Origin of the sequence: Streptomyces asiaticus (genome assembly GCF_018138715.1) — a bacterium.
GTDB classification, from domain to species: Bacteria; Actinomycetota; Actinomycetes; order Streptomycetales; family Streptomycetaceae; genus Streptomyces; species Streptomyces asiaticus.
This window is the reverse complement of record NZ_JAGSHX010000006.1, coordinates 6,222,598-6,243,601: the sequence shown is the minus strand read 5'-3', so window position 1 is coordinate 6,243,601 and position 21,004 is coordinate 6,222,598. Positions and strand designations below refer to the sequence as shown.

At 69.0% G+C, this 21,004-nt stretch carries 14 protein-coding genes, 3 tRNA genes and 2 pseudogenes; 9 read left to right on the top strand and 10 right to left on the bottom strand.

Features of this window, described 5'->3' with window-relative positions; all coding sequences use genetic code 11:
* The first annotated feature begins 63 nt into the window (after positions 1–63).
* Complete coding sequence (locus KHP12_RS34280) at positions 64–1,539, top strand: FAD-dependent oxidoreductase (protein WP_086880172.1); 1,476 nt, start codon at positions 64–66, stop codon at positions 1,537–1,539.
* Here the strand turns inward: KHP12_RS34280 and KHP12_RS53505 are convergent.
* Positions 1,520–2,731 (bottom strand): annotated as a pseudogene (locus KHP12_RS53505) (IS5 family transposase). The gene KHP12_RS34280 and the pseudogene KHP12_RS53505 sit on opposite strands and share 20 nt — an antisense overlap.
* 336 nt (positions 2,732–3,067) lie before the next feature.
* On the opposite strand from KHP12_RS53505, the gene KHP12_RS34265 reads away from it, so the two are divergent.
* Both KHP12_RS34265 and KHP12_RS34260 read left to right on the top strand, forming a co-directional pair.
* Entirely contained in the window at positions 3,068–3,460 is a 393-nt protein-coding gene (locus tag KHP12_RS34265) for a hypothetical protein (RefSeq protein ID WP_211834029.1), read from the top strand.
* Positions 3,457–4,578 (top strand): amidohydrolase family protein, encoded by a 1,122-nt coding sequence (locus tag KHP12_RS34260; protein WP_211834028.1) that lies wholly within the window; start codon positions 3,457–3,459, stop codon positions 4,576–4,578. The genes KHP12_RS34265 and KHP12_RS34260 overlap by 4 nt, the downstream gene beginning before the upstream one ends.
* Before the next feature lie 327 nt (positions 4,579–4,905).
* On the opposite strand, the pseudogene KHP12_RS53500 reads toward KHP12_RS34260, so the two are convergent.
* Positions 4,906–5,205: pseudogene (locus tag KHP12_RS53500) on the bottom strand (DUF3363 domain-containing protein); the annotation flags it as partial.
* A 51-nt stretch (positions 5,206–5,256) separates the two neighbouring features.
* Here KHP12_RS53500 and KHP12_RS51515 point away from each other — a divergent pair.
* The 4 genes from KHP12_RS51515 (at position 5,257) to KHP12_RS34240 (ending at position 11,686) form a co-directional block, all read left to right on the top strand.
* Positions 5,257–5,607 carry a hypothetical protein gene (locus KHP12_RS51515; protein ID WP_246648762.1) on the top strand — a complete coding sequence of 117 codons (351 nt, stop codon included), beginning with the start codon at positions 5,257–5,259 and terminating at the stop codon, positions 5,605–5,607.
* Positions 5,608–5,728: 121 nt separating this feature from the next.
* Entirely contained in the window at positions 5,729–6,655 is a 927-nt protein-coding gene (locus tag KHP12_RS34250) for a tyrosine-type recombinase/integrase (RefSeq protein ID WP_211834027.1), read from the top strand.
* 634 nt (positions 6,656–7,289) lie between these two features.
* Positions 7,290–7,616 (top strand): CU044_2847 family protein, encoded by a 327-nt coding sequence (locus KHP12_RS34245; protein ID WP_086880167.1) that lies wholly within the window; start codon positions 7,290–7,292, stop codon positions 7,614–7,616.
* Positions 7,613–11,686: an AAA family ATPase gene (locus tag KHP12_RS34240; RefSeq protein WP_107471671.1), complete on the top strand. Its 4,074-nt coding sequence runs from the start codon at positions 7,613–7,615 to the stop codon at positions 11,684–11,686. The genes KHP12_RS34245 and KHP12_RS34240 overlap by 4 nt, the downstream gene beginning before the upstream one ends.
* Positions 11,687–11,835: 149 nt before the next feature.
* Here KHP12_RS34240 and KHP12_RS34235 read toward each other — a convergent pair whose 3' ends face one another.
* From KHP12_RS34235 to KHP12_RS34215, 5 genes are all read right to left on the bottom strand, one after another.
* Positions 11,836–12,174, bottom strand: coding sequence for a helix-turn-helix domain-containing protein (locus KHP12_RS34235; protein ID WP_208652866.1), 339 nt, complete (start codon positions 12,172–12,174; stop codon positions 11,836–11,838).
* Positions 12,167–12,550: a type II toxin-antitoxin system RelE/ParE family toxin gene (locus KHP12_RS34230; RefSeq protein ID WP_211834026.1), complete on the bottom strand. Its 384-nt coding sequence runs from the start codon at positions 12,548–12,550 to the stop codon at positions 12,167–12,169. The genes KHP12_RS34235 and KHP12_RS34230 overlap by 8 nt, the downstream gene beginning before the upstream one ends.
* 434 nt (positions 12,551–12,984) lie before the next feature.
* Positions 12,985–13,058, bottom strand: a tRNA-Ile gene (locus tag KHP12_RS34225).
* A gap of 174 nt (positions 13,059–13,232) precedes the next feature.
* Positions 13,233–13,305 (bottom strand) — tRNA-Asn (locus tag KHP12_RS34220).
* A gap of 5 nt (positions 13,306–13,310) precedes the next feature.
* Positions 13,311–13,383 (bottom strand) — tRNA-Asn (locus tag KHP12_RS34215).
* Positions 13,384–13,630: 247 nt separating this feature from the next.
* Here KHP12_RS34215 and KHP12_RS34210 point away from each other — a divergent pair.
* Together KHP12_RS34210 and KHP12_RS34205 are read left to right on the top strand one after the other, a co-directional pair.
* Positions 13,631–13,900, top strand: coding sequence for a hypothetical protein (locus KHP12_RS34210; protein WP_020871515.1), 270 nt, complete (start codon positions 13,631–13,633; stop codon positions 13,898–13,900).
* A 25-nt stretch (positions 13,901–13,925) separates the two neighbouring features.
* Positions 13,926–15,470, top strand: coding sequence for an FGGY family carbohydrate kinase (locus KHP12_RS34205; RefSeq protein WP_246643207.1), 1,545 nt, complete (start codon positions 13,926–13,928; stop codon positions 15,468–15,470).
* A gap of 232 nt (positions 15,471–15,702) precedes the next feature.
* Here KHP12_RS34205 and KHP12_RS34200 read toward each other — a convergent pair whose 3' ends face one another.
* From KHP12_RS34200 to KHP12_RS34190, 3 genes are all read right to left on the bottom strand, one after another.
* On the bottom strand, positions 15,703–16,968 hold the full coding sequence (locus KHP12_RS34200) for an RNA polymerase sigma factor (protein ID WP_210609242.1): 1,266 nt from the start codon (positions 16,966–16,968) through the stop codon (positions 15,703–15,705).
* Between the two features lie 381 nt (positions 16,969–17,349).
* Entirely contained in the window at positions 17,350–19,359 is a 2,010-nt protein-coding gene (gene dnaG / locus KHP12_RS34195; protein ID WP_211834025.1) for a DNA primase, read from the bottom strand.
* Between the two features lie 74 nt (positions 19,360–19,433).
* Positions 19,434–20,729: an NAD(P)/FAD-dependent oxidoreductase gene (locus KHP12_RS34190; RefSeq protein WP_086885615.1), complete on the bottom strand. Its 1,296-nt coding sequence runs from the start codon at positions 20,727–20,729 to the stop codon at positions 19,434–19,436.
* Positions 20,730–21,004: the final 275 nt, after the last annotated feature.

Here is a 21,004-nt window from a genome sequence, read left to right as displayed (position 1 = left end):
TGCGTCCCGTGACAGGCGTTCACGCGAGTCTGGATCCACCGTACGAATGAGGGGATCTGTGTCGTGGATGACGTGTTGATCGTTGGTGGCGGGCCGGTCGGCCTGTTCCTTGCCGGTGAGCTGGCCCGGGCCGGCTGCACCGTCCAGGTGCTGGAGCGGGAACCGGATTCGGACGCCGCGTGGAAGTCGTTGCCGCTGGGGGTGCGGACGCTGACGGCGGGTTCGGTCGAGGCGTTCCACCGCCGGGGGATGCTGGCCGAGATCCTGACCGCGTCGGGCTACGGCGAGAATGTGTTCTTGCCGCGCAGCCTTCACTTCGCCGGCATCCTGGTCGACCCGGACGCCATCGACGTCGGCAGGCTGCCCTTCCGGCTGCCCAGCCCGGCCCCGGAACGCATCGTGACCAGTCTCGAGGCGCTCGAGTCGGTGCTGGGCGAGCGCGCCGCCAAGCTCGGCGTCACCATCCGCCGCGGTGTCGCGGTCTCCGGCGTCGAGCCGCACGACGACCATGTCGTGGTCCGGGCCGGCGCGGACGAGCACGTGGCCCGCTGGGTCGTCGGCTGCGACGGCGGGCGCAGCACCGTACGCGGCGCGGCGGGTTTCGGCTTCGAGGGCACCGATCCGACCTTCACCGGCTACGCCATGCACGTCACCATGGACGACCCGGAGAAGCTGCGCCCTGGGTTCAATCTGACGCCCGAGGGCATGTACCTGCGGACCTACCATGAGGGACACGTCGGTATCAACGACTTCGACGGCGGAGCCTTCGACCGCTCCCAGGCGTTGACGCTCGAGCACCTGCAGGAGGTGCTGCGCCGGGTGTCCGGCACCGACGTGACGCTGACCGGTGTGCGTGCGGCATCCACGTTCACCGACCGGGCGCGGCAGGCGACGACGTACCGGCGCGGACGCGTGTTGCTGGCCGGGGACGCCGCGCACATCTACTCGCCGCTGGGCGGGCAGATGCTCAACCTCGGCATCGGCGACGCAGTGAACCTGGGCTGGAAGCTGGCCGCGACGGTCCACGGGCAGGCGCCGGCCGGGCTGCTGGACACGTACACCGAGGAGCGGCACCCGATCGCCGCGCGGATGCTCGACTGGTCCCGCGCCCAGGTGGCGATCATGCGGCCGGGCCCGCTCTCGCAGGCGGTTCAGGGGGTGATTCGGGAGCTGATCCGGACCCCGGACGTGGCGACCTACATCTACGACCGGCTCTCCGGGCTGGCCCTGCACTACGACCTCGGCAGTGACCAGCCGCTCGTCGGCCGCAACGCGCCGGCCTTCCGGCTGGCCGACGGCACCGCGCTGGCCGACCTCCTGCCGGACGGGAAGGGCGTGATCCTCGATTTCGCCGGTTCCCTGCGGGACGTGGCCGCACCCTGGCACGACCGCGTCCGGTACGTGAACGGCCCGGCCGAGAACGACCTGGGCTTCGACGCCGTGCTGGTCCGGCCGGATGGCATCGTCGCGTGGGCCGGCGGTGACGTGCCGTCGTTCACGGAAGCGATGAACCGGTGGTTCACCGCCGGGGTCCGATAGTCAGTGCGGCGCGGATGGGCTGCTCGGCCACGGCGGCCGTGCCGAGGGCGTCGACCGCGAGCAGCGCCGCGCCGACCACCGGCGGCGACTCGACCACGCTGATCTCCACCAGCGGAGCCTGGGCCCGGGCACCGGCCACGATCTGATCGTGCAGCTGCCGGTGACGGGCCTGCAGAACCCCGCCGCCCAGCACCAAGGCGTGCGGGGCGGCGAGCAGGTCGAGCCGCCCGGCCGCGACCCGGTGCTGGGCCAGGATCTCCCCGGCCTGCCGCCGGATCAGGCCGCCGGCCACCGGGTCGCCGGTGGCCGCCACCTCGAACAGGACGGGGGCCAGTTCGTGGATCGCGGTCATCGGCAGCTCGCCCAGGTGCAGGGCGATGCTGACGGCCTCCACGGTGGGTCGCCGGAAGTGCGCCGCCACGGCCGCGGACAGGGCGGTCGGGGTGCCCCGGCCGTCCTCGCCCCGGGCGGCCAGCCGCAGCGTGTGCTCGGCCAGGTCGTGACCGCCGCCCCAGTCGCCGGAGATCGGGCCGAGGGCGGGGAAGCGGGCGGTCCGGCCGTCCGCCGCCCGGCCCACGCAGTTGGTGCCGGCGCCGCAGACCACGGCGACGGCGTCGGGCCGTGAGGTCCCGCGGATGGCGAGGCGGCGGAACTGGTGCAGCAGCGCGATGGGCTGTTCAACGACGTAGCGCAGCTTGCCCAGGCCTTTGATCCGGGCCCTTGCGGCGAGGGATGACTGGCTGGGTGCCGCGTTCACGGCAGGCTCGGCGGAGAGTACGTAGTTCGGGGTGCCGTTACCGTCGCAGATCAGGTGGTGCTTGGAACCCGGTTTAGCGCGGTTGACCGGCGACGGACCTGTTCCGGGACCCCCTTTTTCGCGTCGATGTGGCTGCCGTCGATCACCGCCCGGGACCAGTCGATCTCGTTTGCCGCGTTCAGCTGGGCAAGCAGGATCCTATGCAGATCGTCGAACACCCCGGCATCGGCCCACCGCTTGATCCGCCGCCAGCACGTCATGCCCGACCCGAAGCCGAGTTCCTGCGGAAGGTCTTCCCAGCCGATCCCGGTATGCAGCACGTACAAGATGCCCTGCAGGCACTGCCGATCCGGCACCGGCCGCGGACCGGGCGCCTTCACCGGGCCACGGCGGAAGCAACGGCTCGAGAAGCTCCCACAACTGATCATCAACGATCCACGGCGATTCAGCAGATCGCGTTAGCAGCTCTTTAACGGTCGTCTCAGGTTCGCTCGGTAGGAAGTAGGCATCCAGATAAGCGATGCAACCCGTATGTAGGAGGCTAGTGATGGCAGTCGACGCAGCGCCGTCAGGGAAAGCGCCGGGCCCGGGCGGTTGAGATTCGGGGCGGCCACCAGGGCGCTGGCGACGGCGTTCCCTGTCGCCGCCTGCGGGTCGCACGCCGACAACAGCGCGGGGCCCGCCGCGGCCGGCCCGCACAGCGCGCACGCGGGCGGGTCGTCAGCTCCACCACAGCCGCTGCGCGCCGGCGAGCGGTTCCTCGACCTGAGGATGGCCGAGGCCTACACGCCCGCGCCGCCGGAGGGCGGCGGCTCGGACGGGTACCGGTGCCAGATGATCGATCCGGGCCTGACCAAGACGGCGTTCCTGACCGGGACCCAATTCGCACCGGAGAACGTTGCCATCGCGCACCACGCCGTCGTGTACGCGGTGCCGCCGGGCGACGCTGCCGCGGTGCGCGAGCAGGACGCGAAGACCCCTGGTCTCGGCTGGCAGTGTTTCGGCGGGACCGGCGTAGCCGGCGCCGAGGTCGAAGAGGGGGACGCGGCGTGTGTGGACACCTGGGCGCGCCTGGTAACGACGAGGGGTCGATCTGAAGCATCTCGCAGACGGATGCCGCACGGATACCGCACCACACAAACACCTGAGGAGAGACTGACATGAAGTCCATGGGACGCCGCGGCATTCTAACCGCCGCCACGGCACTTGGCATTGGTGCCGGCTTGTCCACGCATGCCATTGTCTCGGCAGCGGACGAGAACGAGACTTCGGACAAGACTTCGGACATTTCACTGCGGGACCGGGACCTGCCCTTCATCGGCACGGAAGAGACCTTTTCCACCCATGAGTTGATGGTGCTGAACGACAGGCTGTTCCTCGAGGATACTGGTCTTGCCGAGCTCGGCCCGCGCCGCATCGGTGCAATGGATAAGGGGGGGCTCAACGTTCAAATCCTCTCCGCACATACGCCAGGTGTGCAGAATGTCAAAGGTAAGGAGGGCATCGATTTTGCGTATCGTCTCAACAAGTTGCTCGTCGATGGACCGATGGCCAAGTATCCGGGGCGGTTTCAGGCATTTGCAACCTTGCCTCTGCAGAATCCGGAGGCCTCGGCAGACGAACTGGAACGCACAGTTCGGGAAGATGGCTTCCTCGGCGCTTTGACCAATGGAATCATCGGGAAGAAATTCCTCGACCATCCCGACTTTGAGCCCCTGCTGGCGCGCGCCGAAGCCCTTGATGTGCCGATATACATCCATCCGGGCCTGCCGCCTGACGAGGTTTTCCAAATCTACTACAGCAATATGCGGCCGGAATATCAGAAGGAGAACCAGGACCAGGTTCTCAGCATCTCTGCATATGGATGGCACCAGGAAGTCGTTACTCAGTGCGTCCGAATGATCACCTCGGGAGTATTCGACAGGCATCCCAAGCTCCAGATTATCATGGGCCATATGGGAGAGGGCCTTCCGTTCTTCTACAAACGCATCCTGGAGAAGATGAGCGAAGTGACCGAGAAAAGCCTGGACAAGCCGTTCGAGCAGTATTTCCATGACAATTGCTGGTTCACAACCAGCGCATTCCCCCAGACTGAACTGCTCGATCTCCTGCTGAAGTACATAAGTGTGGATCGAGTGATGTTTGCAACCGACTACCCGTTTGCAGATATAAAAGCTCAAACCGACTGGTTCCGGGGAGTCGATTTGCCACGCGAAAGCAAGGAAAAAATTGCGTTCCGAAATGCGGAAAAACTGTTCGGAATGAAAGTGCCCGTGAAGTGACGCGCCAGCGTCGGCAGAAGTGGAGAATGCTTTGGCTGTAAGGCGAGAGTACGGCCAAAGCATGCGATGTCGCGGTTTCCGCATCACGCGGTCTTCATACAACAGCGGATCGCATGCTCTTCCAGAGAGATCGAAGTGTCGCGCTAGTTCGCTGTAGCCAAGCAAGACGAGCGTAGTAGCGACTCTCTTGAGATCCTCAGCGCACTGACCCGCCTTGTGATTAACGGCGCGGTTCGCAAGGGTCTGCTGCGGGGCCCAGTAGCAGACCCTTGCCAGCGTGAAGCGCCAACGACTGGGATGGGCCAACACCGGACATTGGCTATCGGCTCAGTCCCCACTTCCGGCTGAAACCCCCATCGACACCGCCGTCGCCCGGGCGACACCGGAGACATGCTGGCCCAGCTTCCCCTCGAGGGCTGCAGTCCAGGGCCCGAGTTGGAAGCCGAGCCCGTCGTCGATCATTGCGAACCTGCCTGATGTCAGGGTGAAGCGCTGGCGGTAGGCGCCGGTGACGTACTCGCCGGTCGCCGTCTTGTTGAACGGCCGGCCGAACTCCTCGGCGAGTTTTTCACCGATCGCATCAAGCTCACGGCGGCGAAGCGTGTCGAGGAGCCTTCGCTGTTCACCCGTATCGCCGCACTCGGCGGGCTTCTCCTCGCGCTGAGCTTCTTCCTCACCGTGAGCTGGACGACCCGCCCTTACTACTTCGGCGCCGACATCGTCTTCGCAGCTGCCTGGACCCCGCTGCTGGTTGCTGGCGAAGCAGGCCTGTTCTCCACGACGGCCCGCCTGCGCGCCGCGATACGTCGTCGTCGCCAGCCGAACTCCACCCCAGACGACGTCAAGCGACGCATTCTGCTGTGGGGCGGCCTGGTCACCGCGACGACCGCTGCCCTCGGCGGCGCTGTCGTCGCTCTTACCCGGCGCACCACCACCAACCCGAAATCAAGCCAGCCAACAGACCCCGGAACGAACTCCCCGACAGTGATCGCTGCGGTCTCTGCCGTCGCCGTCGGTTGGTCGACCTGACACCACGTCAACCCGCCCTGACCAGCTAGTCAGCCACCCCCGTACAGCGGGGGAACCTCAGGGCGACTGGCTCTACGAGCTGTGGCACAGCTTCATCTTCCTCGGCCCTCGCCGCGGCGAGATGGCCGCACTGCCCTGGACGGAGGTCAGCATCGATGCCCTCTGGCCGCGGATCTCCCAGCAGATCGTGGAGGTCGCCTACGAGCTGTACGGCGAAGCGCCGAAGGCCGACAGCGTTCGCACCCTGTCCCTGAGCTTGGAGTCCGGCGACAACCTGGCCAGCTTCCGCGTGAAGCAGGAGCAGAAGCGCCGGAAGTGGGCGGACGCCTACGTTGAGACCGGCCGCGTGTGGACGCACGAGAGCGGCGAGGCGCTGCACCCCGACTGGATCTCCCGACGCTTCACCCGTCTCGTGGAACTGTCCGGGCTGCCGCCGGCCCGCCTGCACGACCTCCGCCACCTCGCAGCCACTCTGTCCCTCCTCGCCGGGACCGACATCAAGGTGGTCCAGGAGAAGCTGGGGCACTCCTCGCGCCAGATCACCTCCGACACCTACACAAGCGTGCTACCCGAGATGATGCGAGCCGAGGCCGAGTCGGTCATGGCCGTCGTCCCCCGCGACGTCCCCTTCCAGGTCCGCACCCCACTGACGATCCCCGAAAGGGCCTGGCAGGGCGACATCGCCGTCTTCTTCGTCCACGGCGCACGGCAGTCAGGTGACGCCTGGGCCGTTGGTGCACAGACTCAACCCGGCTCCGATCTCCTCGGCATGATCACCCTCAGCGGCCGAGGTCAGGACGACGCCGCCAACGCGGCCGTGAAGTGGATACGGGATCACTGCACCGCAAACGACCTGGAGCTGGTCCGGGTCGAGAACTTCAACGACCGCTACCCCGAGGAACAGCGAGCGGGCTTCTCGCTCACACGCTTCACCATCGCCCGGTCCGAGTCCCCGGGCCTGGACGGCTGGGCGCTGCCGACCGGCTTGCCACCCACAGCGGCCCGGACCGCCCGCCGGTCCTCGAAGGGGCACCGGGAGACGGCGTGAAGGCCCCTCTGTCCCCTGAACGGGCCCCGTGTCCCCTGTGTGTCCCCTGGATCTTCGTCTGAACGGATGAACGGGAGTCCCCGCGTCGGCGCGGCGACTCCCGTTCATATGTCTGCGCAGGTCAGGATGGGTCTGCCCGCGTAGTGCCCTGGTGGGGCGGGTGGGACTCGAACCCACGGCCGACGGATTATGAGTCCTTCGAGGATCTTGGCGGCCCTTGCCTGTCCACGCTTATTTTTGGCGTTTTTGCAGGTCAGGCTGGAGGAGCCGTGTCGGCGCTCCTCCGTCATTGCCGGTCTGTTCCTATCCTTGCGTCCCGACTGCGTCCCGACACCGCCCTGATTGGACGATGCCACCGGCCTGAGGGGACGTAGCACCAGCTCGGCCAGGTGACTCGAACCCTGCCGCAGCGGAAATTCCTTCCAGAGCAAAGCGTCACGAAGGCAACGCCCGGCAGCCGACTGAAGAAGGGTGCCGAGAACCGCCATGCAGGGACATGGCCAGCAGGGCAGTTGGGGTGCGCCTGACCAGGGGCCGCAGCTCGACGAGGACTGACCGACTCCCACGATTCGCCCAGCGGTCGGCCCGAGGGGCACAATGCCAGTCAACCGAGCGGCAGGCAGGGGGAGTTAGTGTGTCGACGCAGCAGGTCTCGTACGCGCTTGACGACGAGACCATTGTGCGATTCGAGATCGAGGAGGCGGACACCTTCCGACCGGTGGGGACGGAGGAAGTGCTGGGCAGGGTCCGCGAAGCCGTGCGGCCGGCAGTGGAGGCCGCACGCGCTGTCCTGGACCGAATACGGGAGGTGCGCCCTGCCGAGGTGGAGGTCAAGTTCGGCGTGAAAGCCAGCGGGACGGCGCAGTGGGTGGTGGCCAAGGCTGCCACCGAGGCGAACTTCGAGATCACCCTGGTCTGGCGACCGGGCGAGACTTCGAACGCGGCCCCCGACAGCCCGTGAACGCGTCCCTTGGCACCGGTTCGCGCCCGGGCAACGACCCTTGGGTCGCGGCGGTGCACGCCGACGAGTATGACAACCATCCCTTGGGGTCCGGGTTCCTCATCGACAGCCGGCGCGTGATGACCTGTGCCCATGTCGCCTGTCCCCGATGGGACAAGGACGCGCCTCTGTGGGTGGCTTTTCCCAAGTCCGACCAACTCATGGACCGGCGGCTGCCGGTGAGCGAGGTGATCGCCCCAAGCCCGGAAAACAAGCGGCACAGACAGGACGTCGCGATCCTGGTGCTCGCAGACAACGTTCCCGAGTCGGCGGCACCTTTGCGCCGTCCCACCGGTGGAGACCTCGTGGGCGAGCCCTGGTGGTCTTTCGGTTTCCCCGACGACGTCTTCGGCAGTTCCTCCGCCGGGGAGGTGGGAGCAAACCTGGCTCACGGCTGGATCCGGCTGGACACCGCCTCGCGGTACCTGGTGCGCCCCGGCTACAGCGGCGCCGCCTTGTGGTCGCCCACCTATCAGGCGGTAGTCGGGATGGTGGGCCAGGCGAACAGTCGCGGCGATGCCCTTGCGCTGACGCTGTTCCGGGCAGACAAATGCCTTCCTGAGGAGAAGTTGTCCGCCCTGACGGAGTGGTCGGCTCAAGACGCAGGTGAAAGCGCACTCGCCGCTTGGGGCTGGACCCTGGAGGACGACCCCGAGGCCGGGCGGCACTGGAAGCCGCGGGCGCGCGGCGTCAGCACGGACGCGGAGCGGGGTTTCCGGTTTCGCGGTCGCACCGCGGCCCTGACCGAGATCGTCGAGTGGATCACCGCCGATGAGGCACCCAGGCATGTCCTGGTGGTCACAGGATCCCCCGGGGTGGGAAAGTCGGCCGTGCTCGGGCGGGTCGTGACGTCCGCCGACACCGCCATCGCGGCGACTCTGCCCCCAGCGGACGACAGCGTACGCGCCCCTCTGGGCTCGGTGTCCTGCGCCGTCCATGCCAAGGGCAAGACCGCGCTCGAAGTCGCCCGTGAGATTGCCCGCGCAGCGTCTGCGGCGGTTCCGCAAGCTGTGAGTGATCTCGCTCCCAGCCTGCGTGCGGCGCTCACCGATGCCTCAAGATCACCCTTCACCGTCGTCATCGACGCGCTCGATGAGGCCACCAGCGCCAAGCAGGCCCGACTTATCGCCCGCCAGATCGCCATTCCCCTCGCCGAAACATGCGCGGACCTGCACGTACGCGTCATGGTCGGCAGTAGGCGCCGAGACGATGAAGGGAATCTGCTCGCTGCCTTCGGTGATGCCGCACGCGTGATCGACCTGGACAACCCCGCGTACTTCGAGGAATCCGATCTTGCGGCGTACGCGCTGGCAACACTGCAACTGCTCGGTGATGAAAGACCGGGCAACCCCTACGCCGACGACCGTGTGGCCCGCCCTGTCGCCGCCCGTATCGCCCGGTTGGCCGATGGCAACTTCTTGGTGGCGGGGCTGACCTCACGTACCCGCGGATTGCGTGACACGGTCGCGGTGGCCCCGGCGGACATCTCGTTCAGCCCCACGGTCGCCGCGGCGCTGCACGAATACCTGGCACGACTGCCCTCGATCGACGGCATCGCCGCGGAAACGGTGCTCACTGCGCTCGCCTACGCCGAAGCCCCGGGACTACCGCTCTCCCTCTGGGGCGTCGCCATCACGGCGCTACACGGCACCTGCCCGAAGGAGAACCATCTGCGCGCGTTCGCGCATTCCGCGGCGGCCAACTTCCTGATCGAGACTGGTGTCAACGACCAGAACGCCGGGGTCTTCCGTCTCTTCCACCAGGCACTCGACGACGCGCTCAAGCAGTCCCGCGTCGAAAACGGAGCCACGGAGGACGACGAGCGGGCTCTCTCTCGCGCCTTCATCGCCCACGGACAGACCTGCGGCTGGGACAAGGCACCTGCATACCTCCTGCGTTCGCTGCCGCGGCACGCGCTGCGTGGCCGAGTCGTGGACGACCTGCTCGCCGACGTGACATACCCCCTCCACGCCGACCTGCGCCGGCTAATCCCGGTGGTGGGGCTGACGCAGACACCCGAGGGGCGAGGACCTGCGCTGATTCTGCGTAAGACGCCCCTGGCCATCGATGCCGGACCTGCGGAACGTGCGGCGCTGTTCAGCGTCACCGAAACCCAGGAGGGGCTCGGCCGTACCTATCAGGAGCACGCGGCAGACAGTCCCTACCGGGCCGCGTGGGCGCTGGTCACTCCGCAGGCCGAGGAGGCGGTCCTCGAAGGCCACACAGAAGAGGTCCGTGCCGTGTGCGGCCTCGTCGTCAGGGGACATTCCGTGCTCGCCAGCGCAGCCGAGGACGGCACTCTGCGTCTGTGGGATCCAGTTCTGGCCCGGGTGACACGAGTCCTGCAGCCCCGATTCGGCGGGATCAGGGCGCTGTGGAACTGCACGATCGACAATCACCCGCACCTGGCCCTCGGCACCGGAGACGTGGTGCGCCTATGGGATCCGGCGACAGCGGCCGATGCCGGGCAACTCCTTGCCCTGAAGGGACATGGCAGCACCGTGTACGACCTCTGCCAACTTCAGGCCGGGGACAGTACTTATCTGGCCACCGCCAGTGCAGACAAGACCGTACGTCTCTGGGATCCCACCACTGGAGATTGCGTACGGGTGATCACAGGGCACACCGACTGGGTCAACGCCGTGTGCCGCATCCCGTCGCCCCACGGTGACCTACTCGCCTCAGCAGGCGTCGACGCGACCGTGCACCTCTGGAACCCGCTCTCGAGTAAGACGCCGCTGCGCGTGCTGACCGGGCACAAAGACGCGATCAACGCCATGTGCGCGATCGAGATCGGCGGTCACGTGCTGCTGGCCACTGGCGGCTCGGATGCGACCGTACGGCTATGGGACCCCGTGACAGGGGAAGCCGTGCGGACCAGCCGCCGCGCGGAGCCTGTGCTCAGGCTGTGCCCGCTGGAAGTGGAGGGCCAGTTACTGCTCGCCTGCACGACAGGCGATTCCATACAGCTGTGGGATGCCGCGTCTGACGACGCCGTCGTCACGCTACATGGGCACAGTGACGATATCGGGGCGCTGTGCACGCTCCCCATTCACGAACGTACGCTCCTCGCGAGCGGTGGCCTCGACCACACGGTGCGCCTCTGGGACCCGGCAAGGGCACAGGTCAAGGATGCCCATGCCGTTCACGCGGTATGCACGGTGTCCGTGGACGGACGCAGGGTCCTGGTGACCGGTGGCGATGACGGAGTGCAGGTGCGAGACACTGTCACAGGCCAGGCCGAACGGTCTCTGAAAGGCCCGAGCGACTGCGTGCGCGCACTGTGTCCACTGGTCATCGACGGCCGCACCCTCGTGGCCGCAGCCGACGATGACAGCTGCGTCGTCCTGTGGGACCTGGGATCAGCGGATGTGTTCGGCGAGTACGGGAGACACGAGGCTGCTGTTCACGCCATCTGCTCTCTGACCGTGGGCAGACGCACGCTTCTCGCCAGTGCCAGCGCCGACTGCACCGTGCGCGTGTGGGATCCCGAAAGGGCAGAGACCGTCCAGACGCTATGGCATCCCTACGGCGTGTACGCGGTGTGCGCCGTCGATGTCGGCGGAGTCCAACTTCTGGCTTCAGCCAGCGGTGGGCCTGACGGCCGAGTTCACCTGTGGGATCCCACAACTGGCGAACGCGTCGGACATCAATGGCGCGCCTCGACGGCGGTTCTCGCCATGTGCTCCTTGCGCATCGGCAAGCAATCGGTCATCGCCGCCGCGACGATTGACGGCGAGACATGGCTCTGGGACGCCGCCACTGGGCAGTGTGTCCACGACTCTGAGGAGCCCGCCCTGCGCCACACCGGCGCGATCAACGCCCTCTGTACCGTCGAACATGCTGGTCGTACGCTCCTGGTCACTGCGAGCAGCGACAGGACGGTGTGTCTATGGGACCCGACCACCGCGACGCGGGTCATGGAGGTCCCCGTCCGCCATGTGGCCCTGGGGGTGGCCTGGTTCGAGGGACTACTTGCCGTAGGCCTCGACCGAGGGCTGCAGGCCCTCATCTTCAAACTGCCGTCCTGAGCTCGGAGGCTCCCGATCGGTCGGCTGAGTCTTCTGGAAACCAGGAAGTCGCAGCCCGGAGGACAAGGCACGTGTCAAGCGCCGATCCCTGACCTTGACGCCCACCGCCCCAGCGGCAAGGTCCTGGCTCTCAAGAATCGTCGCTCCAGCTACCCGAGGACGTAGGTCTCATCACCAAAGTCAGCAACGACCTTCAATTTGCCACCAAGGGCCTTCACGTATGCAGCAAGGGTATCGACCTCACTGCGGTCCAACTGCCCCTTCTCGATCCGCGAAACCCGAGCTTGAGTGACCCCCATGGCCTTGGCGACCTCCACTTGGGTGGTGTGCTGCCGCTTGCGCAGCTCAGCCAGTCGGTGCACCCGGGAGGCAGTGATCATTACCTGCGCACCCTGCGTGATCCGGTCCTTCTCCGCATCAGTGAAGGCGAACTCCTCGCTCAGGGTCTCCCAGGAGACGGCCTGCGGGTCCCTCATGTGATCAGCCATCGCTTCGGGTCCTCTCTCCTTCGATTCGCTTCAGGTGATCCTCGTACGCTTGCTCTGCCAGCGGCACTGCCACTCGGTACCAGCCGGACCAGTTACCCGCTTTGTCCCCACCCACGAGGATCACAGCCTGCCGTTGCGGGTCGAACACGAACAGCAACCGCACCTCCGAGGCACCGGCCGAGCCGGGGCGGAGCTCCTTGAGGTTGGGCAACACCGAGCCCTTGACCGTGTCGACCAGAGGCCGCCCCAGAGCAGGGCCCTCTTCTTGTAACGCGGTAATGGCCTGACTGACCTGGATGAGGGTGTCGCGGTCGGTACGGCGCAGGCTGTGGAGCCAGGAGAGAGCCGACTCCACCACGACAATTTCCCAAGCCATCCAGCCAACCCCCCACCTGCACAATATTACACTCACAGCATACACCTACTGTGTAATATCGGCGGGGCTCTGTCGACCAGGCCTGCGCCTTGCCCGCTCGTCCCCCGAGAGCTCTGCACGTCTGCCACCGCAATCCCGCGGGCCGCAGCAGGCACGACCCGGTGGAAGCCGGAGGGACGACAACGGCCCCTCTCGCAGACCTTTCCGATTCCCTGCGTCCCGCCAGCGTCCCGAATCGGCACGTGCCCGTCATACACCAGTTCTGCAGACACCCCCGCGAGCCACGTGGCCGAACCATCAGCGCAGGTCAGCGGAGCAACGACCCCGGTGCATGCAATTGCCGTCAAACTCGCGAGCAGCGGATTCAGTCCGTTGACCCAACCCTGAATCCGCTCCCCCGATGAGGCGTTTCCGCAGGTCCCAGACCTGCACAGTGGGGCGGGTGGGACTCGAACCCACGGCCGACGGATTATGAGTCCGCTGCTCTAACCGGCTGAGCTACCGCCCCGTAACGGCGCGTCGTACACATCTGCGCGCGCCGTCTGCCGCAGCATAGCCGCTCATACGATCTGCTGCTTCGAAGGGCCGATGCTGGGAGGCCCCCTGGCTGCGATCATGACGTAGATCACGCCCGGAGGGGGCCGGAAATGAAAAAGGACCCCGCAAGGGGTCCTCCTCACTGCTCCCCCGACTGGACTCGAACCAGTAACCCTCCGGTTAACAGCCGAATGCTCTGCCAATTGAGCTACAGGGGACCGAGCTCCCCCGACTGGACTCGAACCAGTAACCTGCCGGTTAACAGCCGGCTGCTCTGCCAATTGAGCTACAGGGGATTGCTCCGTGTGCCGCGACCGTGGCCCCGCCCGGATCGCCCGGACGGCGTGCGCTCGCTGCGACACATACATTAGCGCAAGCAGGGGGGTGCTCCGCCAATCGGTTCGTCGCGTCCGCCCCCGGGCGAAGCTCCACCGTTCCAGGGATGATCTTCTGGATGATCGTGGGTGATCTGCGGCGCGGGCGGGTAGACGTGCGACACGACCCCGGGGTCCAGTTGTGAAGGACAGCGAGAAGGGCAGGTCGATGCGCTACCGGCTGACGTTCATCACCGGGATGGCTGTGGGTTACGTACTGGGCACGCGAGCCGGCCGCCAGCGGTACGAGCAGTTGCGCGCGTGCGCGCAGAAGTTCGCACGGAACCCGGCCGTCCGCAATACCGCCGAATCGGCCGCGCAAGGAGGCCGGCATGCCGCCGTGCGGGCGCTCGACAAGGTCCGGCCGCTGCGCGAGAAGATCGGGCAGCGCGACCCCCGCGCGGTGGGCGAGGACGACTGGGGCACCAGCAACACCTAGACCCGGCGGTGGCATGATCTGATCCATGGGGATAGTCGCCGGGTTGGACAGTTCGTCCGAGAGCACACGAATCGTCGTCTGTGACACCGATACGGGTGCCGTGATCAAACAGGGGTACGCCCCGCATCCGGTCGGCGGCAGCGGTGATGTGGACCCGCAGGCGTGGCTGATGTCCCTCGGCGAGGCCGCCGAGGGCGGGCTGCTCGAGGGGGTCCAGGCCATCGGCGTCTCGGCGCAGCAGCACGGGCTGCTGGCGCTGGACGCGGGCGGGGTGCTGGTGCGCCCCGCGCTGGTGGGCAACGACAAGCGCGCCCAGTCCGCGGCCGCCGACCTCACCGAGGCGCTCGGCGGCCGCACGGCCTGGGCCCAGGCGGTCGGCGCGGTGCCGACCGCCTCGCAGCCGGTGGCCAAGCTGCGCTGGCTGACGCGGAACGAGCCGGACGCGGCGCACCGCGTGGCCGAGCTGATGCAGCCGCACGACTGGCTGGTGTGGCAGTTGCTGGGGCGGCCGGTGCGGCGTACGACCGACCGCGGTACGGCCTCCAGCAGCGGCTACTGGTCGGCGGCGGACGGATCCTGGCGCCCCGACCTGGTCCAGCTGGCCCTCGGTCACCAGGTGCGGCTGCCGGAGGTCATCGGCCCGGCCGAGGCCGCCGGGCACACCCCCGAGGGGCTGCTGATCTCCGCCGGTACGGGCGAGACCATGGCCGCCGCCTTCGGGCTCGGGGTCGGGGTCGGCGACGCGGTGATCTCCCTGGGCGCCTCCGGCTCGGTCTTCTCCGTCCACCATGAGGCGCTGGCCGATCCGACCGGCACGATCCTGTCGTACGCAGACGCCACCGGCATGCATCTGCCGGTGGTCCATACGCTCAACGCGGTACGGGCGCTACGCGGTACGGCGGAATTGCTCGGCACGGATCTCGAGGGGCTCTCCGCGCTCGCGATGAAGTCCACCCCGGGTTCGTACGGGCTGGTGCTGCTGCCGTATCTGGAGGGCGAGCGCACCCCGCATCTGCCGCATACGGCCGGGACGCTGACCGGGCTGCGGCGCGAGTCGATGAAGCCCGAGCACCTGGCGCGGGCCGCGTTCGAGGGGATGCTGTGCGGGCTCGCGGACGCGCTGGACGTGCTGCGCGGGCGCGGCGTCCAGGTGCGGCGCGTCTTTCTGCTCGGGCCCGCGGCCGACCTCCAGGCCGTCCGCGCGATCGCGCCCGCGGTGCTGGGCGCGCAGGTCGTGGTGGTCCAGCCCGCCGACTACGCCGCGCTGGGCGCGGCCCGGCAGGCCGCGTGGGCGCTGGGCGTCTCGCACGGCACCCACTCGCCGCATGAGCCGCCGCGCTGGCCGGCCGCGGCGAGCCAGGTCTTCGAGCCGGGCGAGGACCTGCCGGTGGGGCAGTCGGTGCGGCAGCAGTACGTGGCGGTGCGGGAGCAGATCCACCCCGGGGCCTTTGAGCCGGAGGCTCTTGGGTCCGGGGACGTCGAGGCGGGAGCCCCGGAGACCGCGGGCCAGGGGACGGCCGACGGGTACGGCGCCGGTGGGTACGAGGCCGGTGGGTACGGGGCCATGTGAGGCCGCGGGATGTGGGCCGGGCGGGTCTCGGTCCGGCCTGCGTGGGCCGGGTCGGCGCTCAGCAGGTCAGCGGAAGTCCGCTACGGTTCGGGCAGCGCCTCGAAGGGGCGCGGGGCTGTGTCGGTGTGCGGCTCCGCCGCGGCTGTGTCGATATGCGGCTCCGCCGGGCGGGACCAGCCACGACGGCGCCGCAGTCGGCCGACGACACATCGCGACACCTCCAGCGGAGCGCTCAGTCCAGATAGCCCCGCAGCTGATCGGCGAAGGCGTGGTCGCGGAGCTTGTTGAGCGTCTTCGACTCGATCTGGCGGATCCGCTCCCGCGTCACCCCAAAGATCCGGCCGATCTCCTCCAGCGTGCGCGGGCGGCCGTCGGCCAGTCCGTACCGCAGCTGCACCACCTTGCGTTCGCGCTCGCCGAGCGTCGACAGCACGGCCTCCAGATGCTCGCGGAGCAGCAGGAAGGCCGCGGACTCCACGGGTGAGGCCGCGTCGCCGTCCTCGATGAGGTCGCCGAGGGCGACATCGTCCTCCTCGCCCACCGGCGCGTGGAGCGACACCGGCTCCTGGGCCAGCCGCAGCACCTCGCTCACCCGCTCCGGGAGCAGGTCGAGATGGGCGGCGACCTCCTCGGGGGTGGGTTCGTAGCCGCGTTCCTGGAGCATCCGGCGCTGGACCCGGACCACCCGGTTGATCAGCTCGACGACATGCACCGGGACCCGGATCGTCCGGGCCTGGTCGGCCAGGGCGCGGGACATGGCCTGGCGGATCCACCAGGTGGCGTACGTCGAGAACTTGTAGCCGCGGGCGTAGTCGAACTTCTCGACCGCGCGGATCAGACCGAGGTTGCCCTCCTGGACCAGGTCGAGCATGGTCAGGCCGCGGCCGACATAGCGCTTGGCGACGGAGACGACGAGGCGGAGGTTGGCCTCGATCAGCCGCCGCTTGGCCATCCGGCCCAGGACCACCAACCGGTCCAGGTCCAGGGCGAGTTGGGTGTCGAGGTCGGGGGTGTTGCCGAGCTTCTCCTCGGCGAAGAGGCCCGCCTCGACCCGGCGGGCCAGCTCGACCTCCTCGACCGCGGAGAGCAGCGGTATCCGCCCGATCTCGCGGAGGTACTGGCGGAAGAGGTCGGCGGAGGGGCCGCTGGTGTCGGCGCGGGCGGGCGGCTCGATCGGTTCGACGGGCTCCACGGCCACGGCCTCGACCGGGTCGACGGGCTCGGCGGGCTCCACGGGCTCGGCGGGCTCCACGGGCTCGGCAGGCTCGGCGGGTTCCGCTTCGGGGGCGGCGCCGTCGGGCGCGGGGGCCGGGGCGGTGCCGGGGGCGAGCTCGGCCATGGGGTCCGGTGCGGCGTCCTGGCCGGTATCCGGTACGCCCTCCGGGGCGAGGTCCGCCGAGTCCTCGGGCATGGCCGGCGCTACCGCTGTGGCGCGGGGCGAGTGGGGGGACAGGGGGTGCGCCACGAGGGCCGCGTCGGTGAGGGTCTGGGTCTGCACGGGGGCGACCTCCAGGGTGATCGCTGCTGAGGGGGCAGAACGATCGGGTACGGCACGGCGGCCGCGCCGCCGTCCGTCCCGTACATCTTGAGCGACTCTGCGGGGGTTTCCGGCCCTACCCGGCCAAGACCGCCGCGCTCCGAGGACTCAGGCACCGCATCCCAGTGTGGAGTACGACACAGGCCCGCCACGAGGGGCGTGCGGGCACTTTTTGCTCAGCGGCCCGTGACCGTACGACTACCCGGCGACTACAGCGAGCCCTCCGGCCCGCCCGCCGGACCACGAACGCGCTGGCCGGACCCCATCCACCGGCCCTCGCCACCCCCTGCCGCCGCTGTCTCCCCAAGCGCCCGCTCGTTCTCCCTGAGCGCCCGCTCGTTCCTACAGCGCCGCCGCGCCCCGGTCCCGGAGGGACTGGCCGTACTGCTGAAGCACCCAGAGCTCGTTCTGCACGGCGGCGAGGTGGGCGGGGTCGGCGTGCTGCCCCAGGCGCTGGAGGGTGCCCCGCACCTCGGTCACGCGGTGGTTCACCGCGGCCAGCCGGACGGCCACCAACTGCACCCCCGCGTACACCTCGTCCGGGTCGCGGCGGGTGTGCGGCGGCTCGACGGCGAGCTCGGTGACCATCGCCCGGACCGTGTCGTCGGGCGCCGCCTCCCGGACCCGGGCGAGATAGTCGTCGTCCGCGGCGGCCGCGCCGCCCGCGTCCTCGATGGCGCGGCGCACCGCCGCGTACGGCGGGGCGGTGAACTCGTCGATGCCGTAGGCGTCGAAGGCCGGGGAGACCAGATGGGGGTGTTGCAGCGCCAGCTTGAGCAGCTCGCGCTCGACGCGATGGGCGGGGCTGCGCAGGTTCAGCGCGGGGCCGCGCGGGACCGGCGGCGCGCCCGCGGCGCCGGGGCCCCCGTTCGGGCCGCCGGGCCCGCCAGGACCGCCAGGGCCGCCCGGGCCGCCGCCGCGCTGGTCGCCCCGGCCGCCGTACCGGGCCCCGCCCGGACCGCCGCCCCGCTGATCACCGCGGCCCCCGTGCTCCGGGCCGCCCGGGCCGCCGTGCTGCCTGCTGCGGGCCAGCCCGCGCACCCGGCGGATGATCGACTGCTCCTCGGCCTGGGTGGCGATGCCGACCATCCCGATCAGCCGGATCGCATAGCGGTCCCGCAGCCCGGGGTTCTTGATCGCCGCGACGACCGGCACCGCCTCGTCGACCGCGGCGATACGGCCCTCCTCGGTGTCCAGGTTGTAGCGGGAGACGATCGACTTCAGCGCGAACGCGAACAGCGGGGTGCGGCTCTCGACCAGGTCCGCCACGGCCTCGTCGCCACGGGCCAAGCGGAGTTCACACGGGTCCATCCCGTCGGGCGTGATCGCGATGGAGGTCTCGGCGGCGAACCGCTGATCGTCCTCGAAGGCGCGCAGGGCCGCCTTCTGCCCGGCCGCGTCGCCGTCGAAGGTGAAGATCACCTCCGCGCCCGAGTTATCCATCAGCAGCCGTCGGAGGATCTTGATGTGGTCGCCGCCGAAGGAGGTGCCGCAGGTGGCGATGGCGGTGGTGACGCCCGCGAGATGGCAGGCCATGACGTCCGTGTAGCCCTCGACCACCACCGCCCGGCTGGACTTGGCGATGTCCTTCTTCGCGAGGTCGATGCCATAGAGGACCTGGGACTTCCGGTAGAGCGGGGTCTCGGGGGTGTTGAGGTACTTCGGTCCGTTGTCGTCGTCGCGGAGCTTCCGGGCGCCGAAGCCGACGACCTCACCGGCGATGTCCCGGATCGGCCACATCAGCCGGCCCCGGAAGCGGTCGATCGGGCCGCGGCGGCCCTCCTGGGCGAGCCCGGAGACGATCAGCTCCTTGTCGGTGAAGCCGCGGCCGCGCAGGAAGCGGACGAGGTGGTCCCAGCCGGCCGGGCTGTAGCCGACGCTGAAGTGCTGCGCCGCGGCCTGGTCGAAGCCGCGCTGGGCCAGGAAGGTACGGCCGATCTCCGCCTCGGGGCGGTCCAGCTGCTCCACGTAGAACTGCGCGGCCGCCTTGTGGGCCTCGACCAGCCGGGTGCGCTCGCCCTGCTGGCGGCCGGGGGTGTAGCCCCCCTCCTCGTACCGCAGGGTGATCCCGGACTGGGAGGCCAGCCGCTCGATGGTCTCGGCGAAGGAGAGGTGGTCGATCTTCATGATGAAGTCGACCGTGTCGCCGCCCTCCTGGCAGCCGAAGCAGTAGTAGAGCCCCTTGCTGGGGCTGACCTGGAAGGACGGGGTCTTCTCGTCATGGAAGGGGCACAGGCCCTTGAGATTGCCACCCCCCGCGTTCCGCAGCTGGAGGTACTCGGCTACGACGGCGTCGATCGGGACCGCTGCCCGTACCGCCTTCACGTCGTCATCGTTGATCCTGCCTGCCACGCCCGAATTCTACGGCCGGGGTCCGACATGGCCATCCGCCGCCTGCCGGACCCCGGTGAATACCTGCCCGGGGGCTACGGGAGGAGCGAGGTGAGCGGGACGGCCGGGTCGGCCAGGGCCGCCGGGTCGAGCCGCTGCCCGCCGCGGATGAGCCGTTGGATCGATTCGGTGACGTCCCAGACGTTGACGTTCATGCCCGCGAGCAGGCGGCCGTCGTTCAGCCAGAAGGCGATGAACTGCCGCTTGCCGACATCGCCGCGCACCAGCACCTGGTCGTAACTGCCGGGCGGGGCGTAACCGGAGTACTCCAGGCCGACGTCGTACTGGTCGGAGAAGAAGTACGGCACCCGGTCGTACGCGACGTCCTGGCCGAGCATGGCGCGGGCCGCCGCCGGGCCGCCGTTCAGGGCGTTGGCCCAGTGCTCGACGCGCAGCCGGGCGCTGGGCGGGAGCGCGGCCCGTACGGGGGTGCCCTCGAGGAACGCGAGCGGGGCGGAGGCCACGTCGCCCGCCGCGAAGACGTCCGGGTCGCTGGTGCGCAGCGAGGCGTCGACCGCGATGCCGCCGCCCGCCGCGCGGTCCACCACCTCGAGCCCCGCGGCCTCGGCGAGGGCGGTGCGCGGCGCGGCTCCGATGGCGGCCAGCACGCTGTGGGCGGGGTGCTCCTCACCGTCGTCGGTGAGGGCGGCCAGGACCATGCCGTCCTGGCCGGTGATCTCGGTAAGGCGGGCGCCGAAGTGGAAGCGGACGCCGTGCTCGCCGTGGAGGTCGGCGAAGAGGGCGCCCAGCTCGGGGCCGAGGACGGGGTGGAGCGGGGTGGGCTCGGGCTCGACGATGGTCACCTCGGCGCCGTAGCCACGGGCGGCGGCCGCGACCTCGAGACCGATCCAGCCCGCGCCCGCGATGACCAGCTGGCCGTTGTCCCGGCCGAGGGTGGACAGGACGCCCTTGAGCCGCTCGGCGTGGGCGAGCCGGCGCAGATGGTGGACCCCGGCCAGATCGGTGCCGGGGATGTCGAGGCGGCGCGGCTCGGCGCCGGTGGCCAGCAGCAGCCGGTCGTAGTGGACCCGGGTGCCGTCGCCCAGGGTCACGGCCTTGGCGGCGCGGTCCAGGTGGACGGCGGGCAGGCCGAGGTGGAGCTCGATATCGGACTGGGCGTACCAGGCGGGCTCGTGGACGAAGACGCTGTCGCGCTCCTGGCTGCCGGTGAGGAAGCCCTTGGAGAGCGGGGGCCGTTCATAGGGGTGGTCGCGTTCGTCACCGATGAGGATCACCCGCCCGGTGAAACCCTCCGCTCGAAGGGTTTCCGCGGCTTTCGCCCCGGCCAAGCCCCCTCCGACGATGACGAATGTCTGGTGTGCGTCCACCACTTGTGTCCTCCTCGCTGCCGAGCGGTGCCGAGCAGTTCCTCTATGAGTGCCTTACCCCGGTCGTGTCAGGTCGTGCGTTCCGAAAGCCGTCCTCATCGCGGTGCCGGGAAGATGGACCGGGAATGCCGTGCCGGGGAGATGTGCCGAAAGCTGTGTCACAGGGGAGCCTCCCGCACCGCGCGTGCGTCCGGAAGGGCCGGTAGGCCGTATGTGTGCGCGGAAGCCGTATCCGGCGGGCGGCTTCAGCTTCCGGCCCCGGCTTCCGGCTTCGGCTG

Excerpts from the sequence above, each read along its gene's own strand:
- KHP12_RS34235 (WP_208652866.1), bottom strand. The coding sequence starts at position 12,174 with ATGGCTGATCACATGAGGGACCCGCAGGCCGTCTCCTGGGAGACCCTG.
- KHP12_RS34260 (WP_211834028.1), top strand. The coding sequence starts at position 3,457 with ATGAAGTCCATGGGACGCCGCGGCATTCTAACCGCCGCCACGGCACTT.
- KHP12_RS34265 (WP_211834029.1), top strand. The coding sequence starts at position 3,068 with ATGGCCGAGGCCTACACGCCCGCGCCGCCGGAGGGCGGCGGCTCGGAC.
- KHP12_RS34210 (WP_020871515.1), top strand. The coding sequence starts at position 13,631 with ATGCGCTACCGGCTGACGTTCATCACCGGGATGGCTGTGGGTTACGTA.
- KHP12_RS34205 (WP_246643207.1), top strand. The coding sequence starts at position 13,926 with ATGGGGATAGTCGCCGGGTTGGACAGTTCGTCCGAGAGCACACGAATC.
- KHP12_RS34250 (WP_211834027.1), top strand. The coding sequence starts at position 5,729 with ATGGCCGCACTGCCCTGGACGGAGGTCAGCATCGATGCCCTCTGGCCG.
- KHP12_RS34230 (WP_211834026.1), bottom strand. The coding sequence starts at position 12,550 with ATGGCTTGGGAAATTGTCGTGGTGGAGTCGGCTCTCTCCTGGCTCCAC.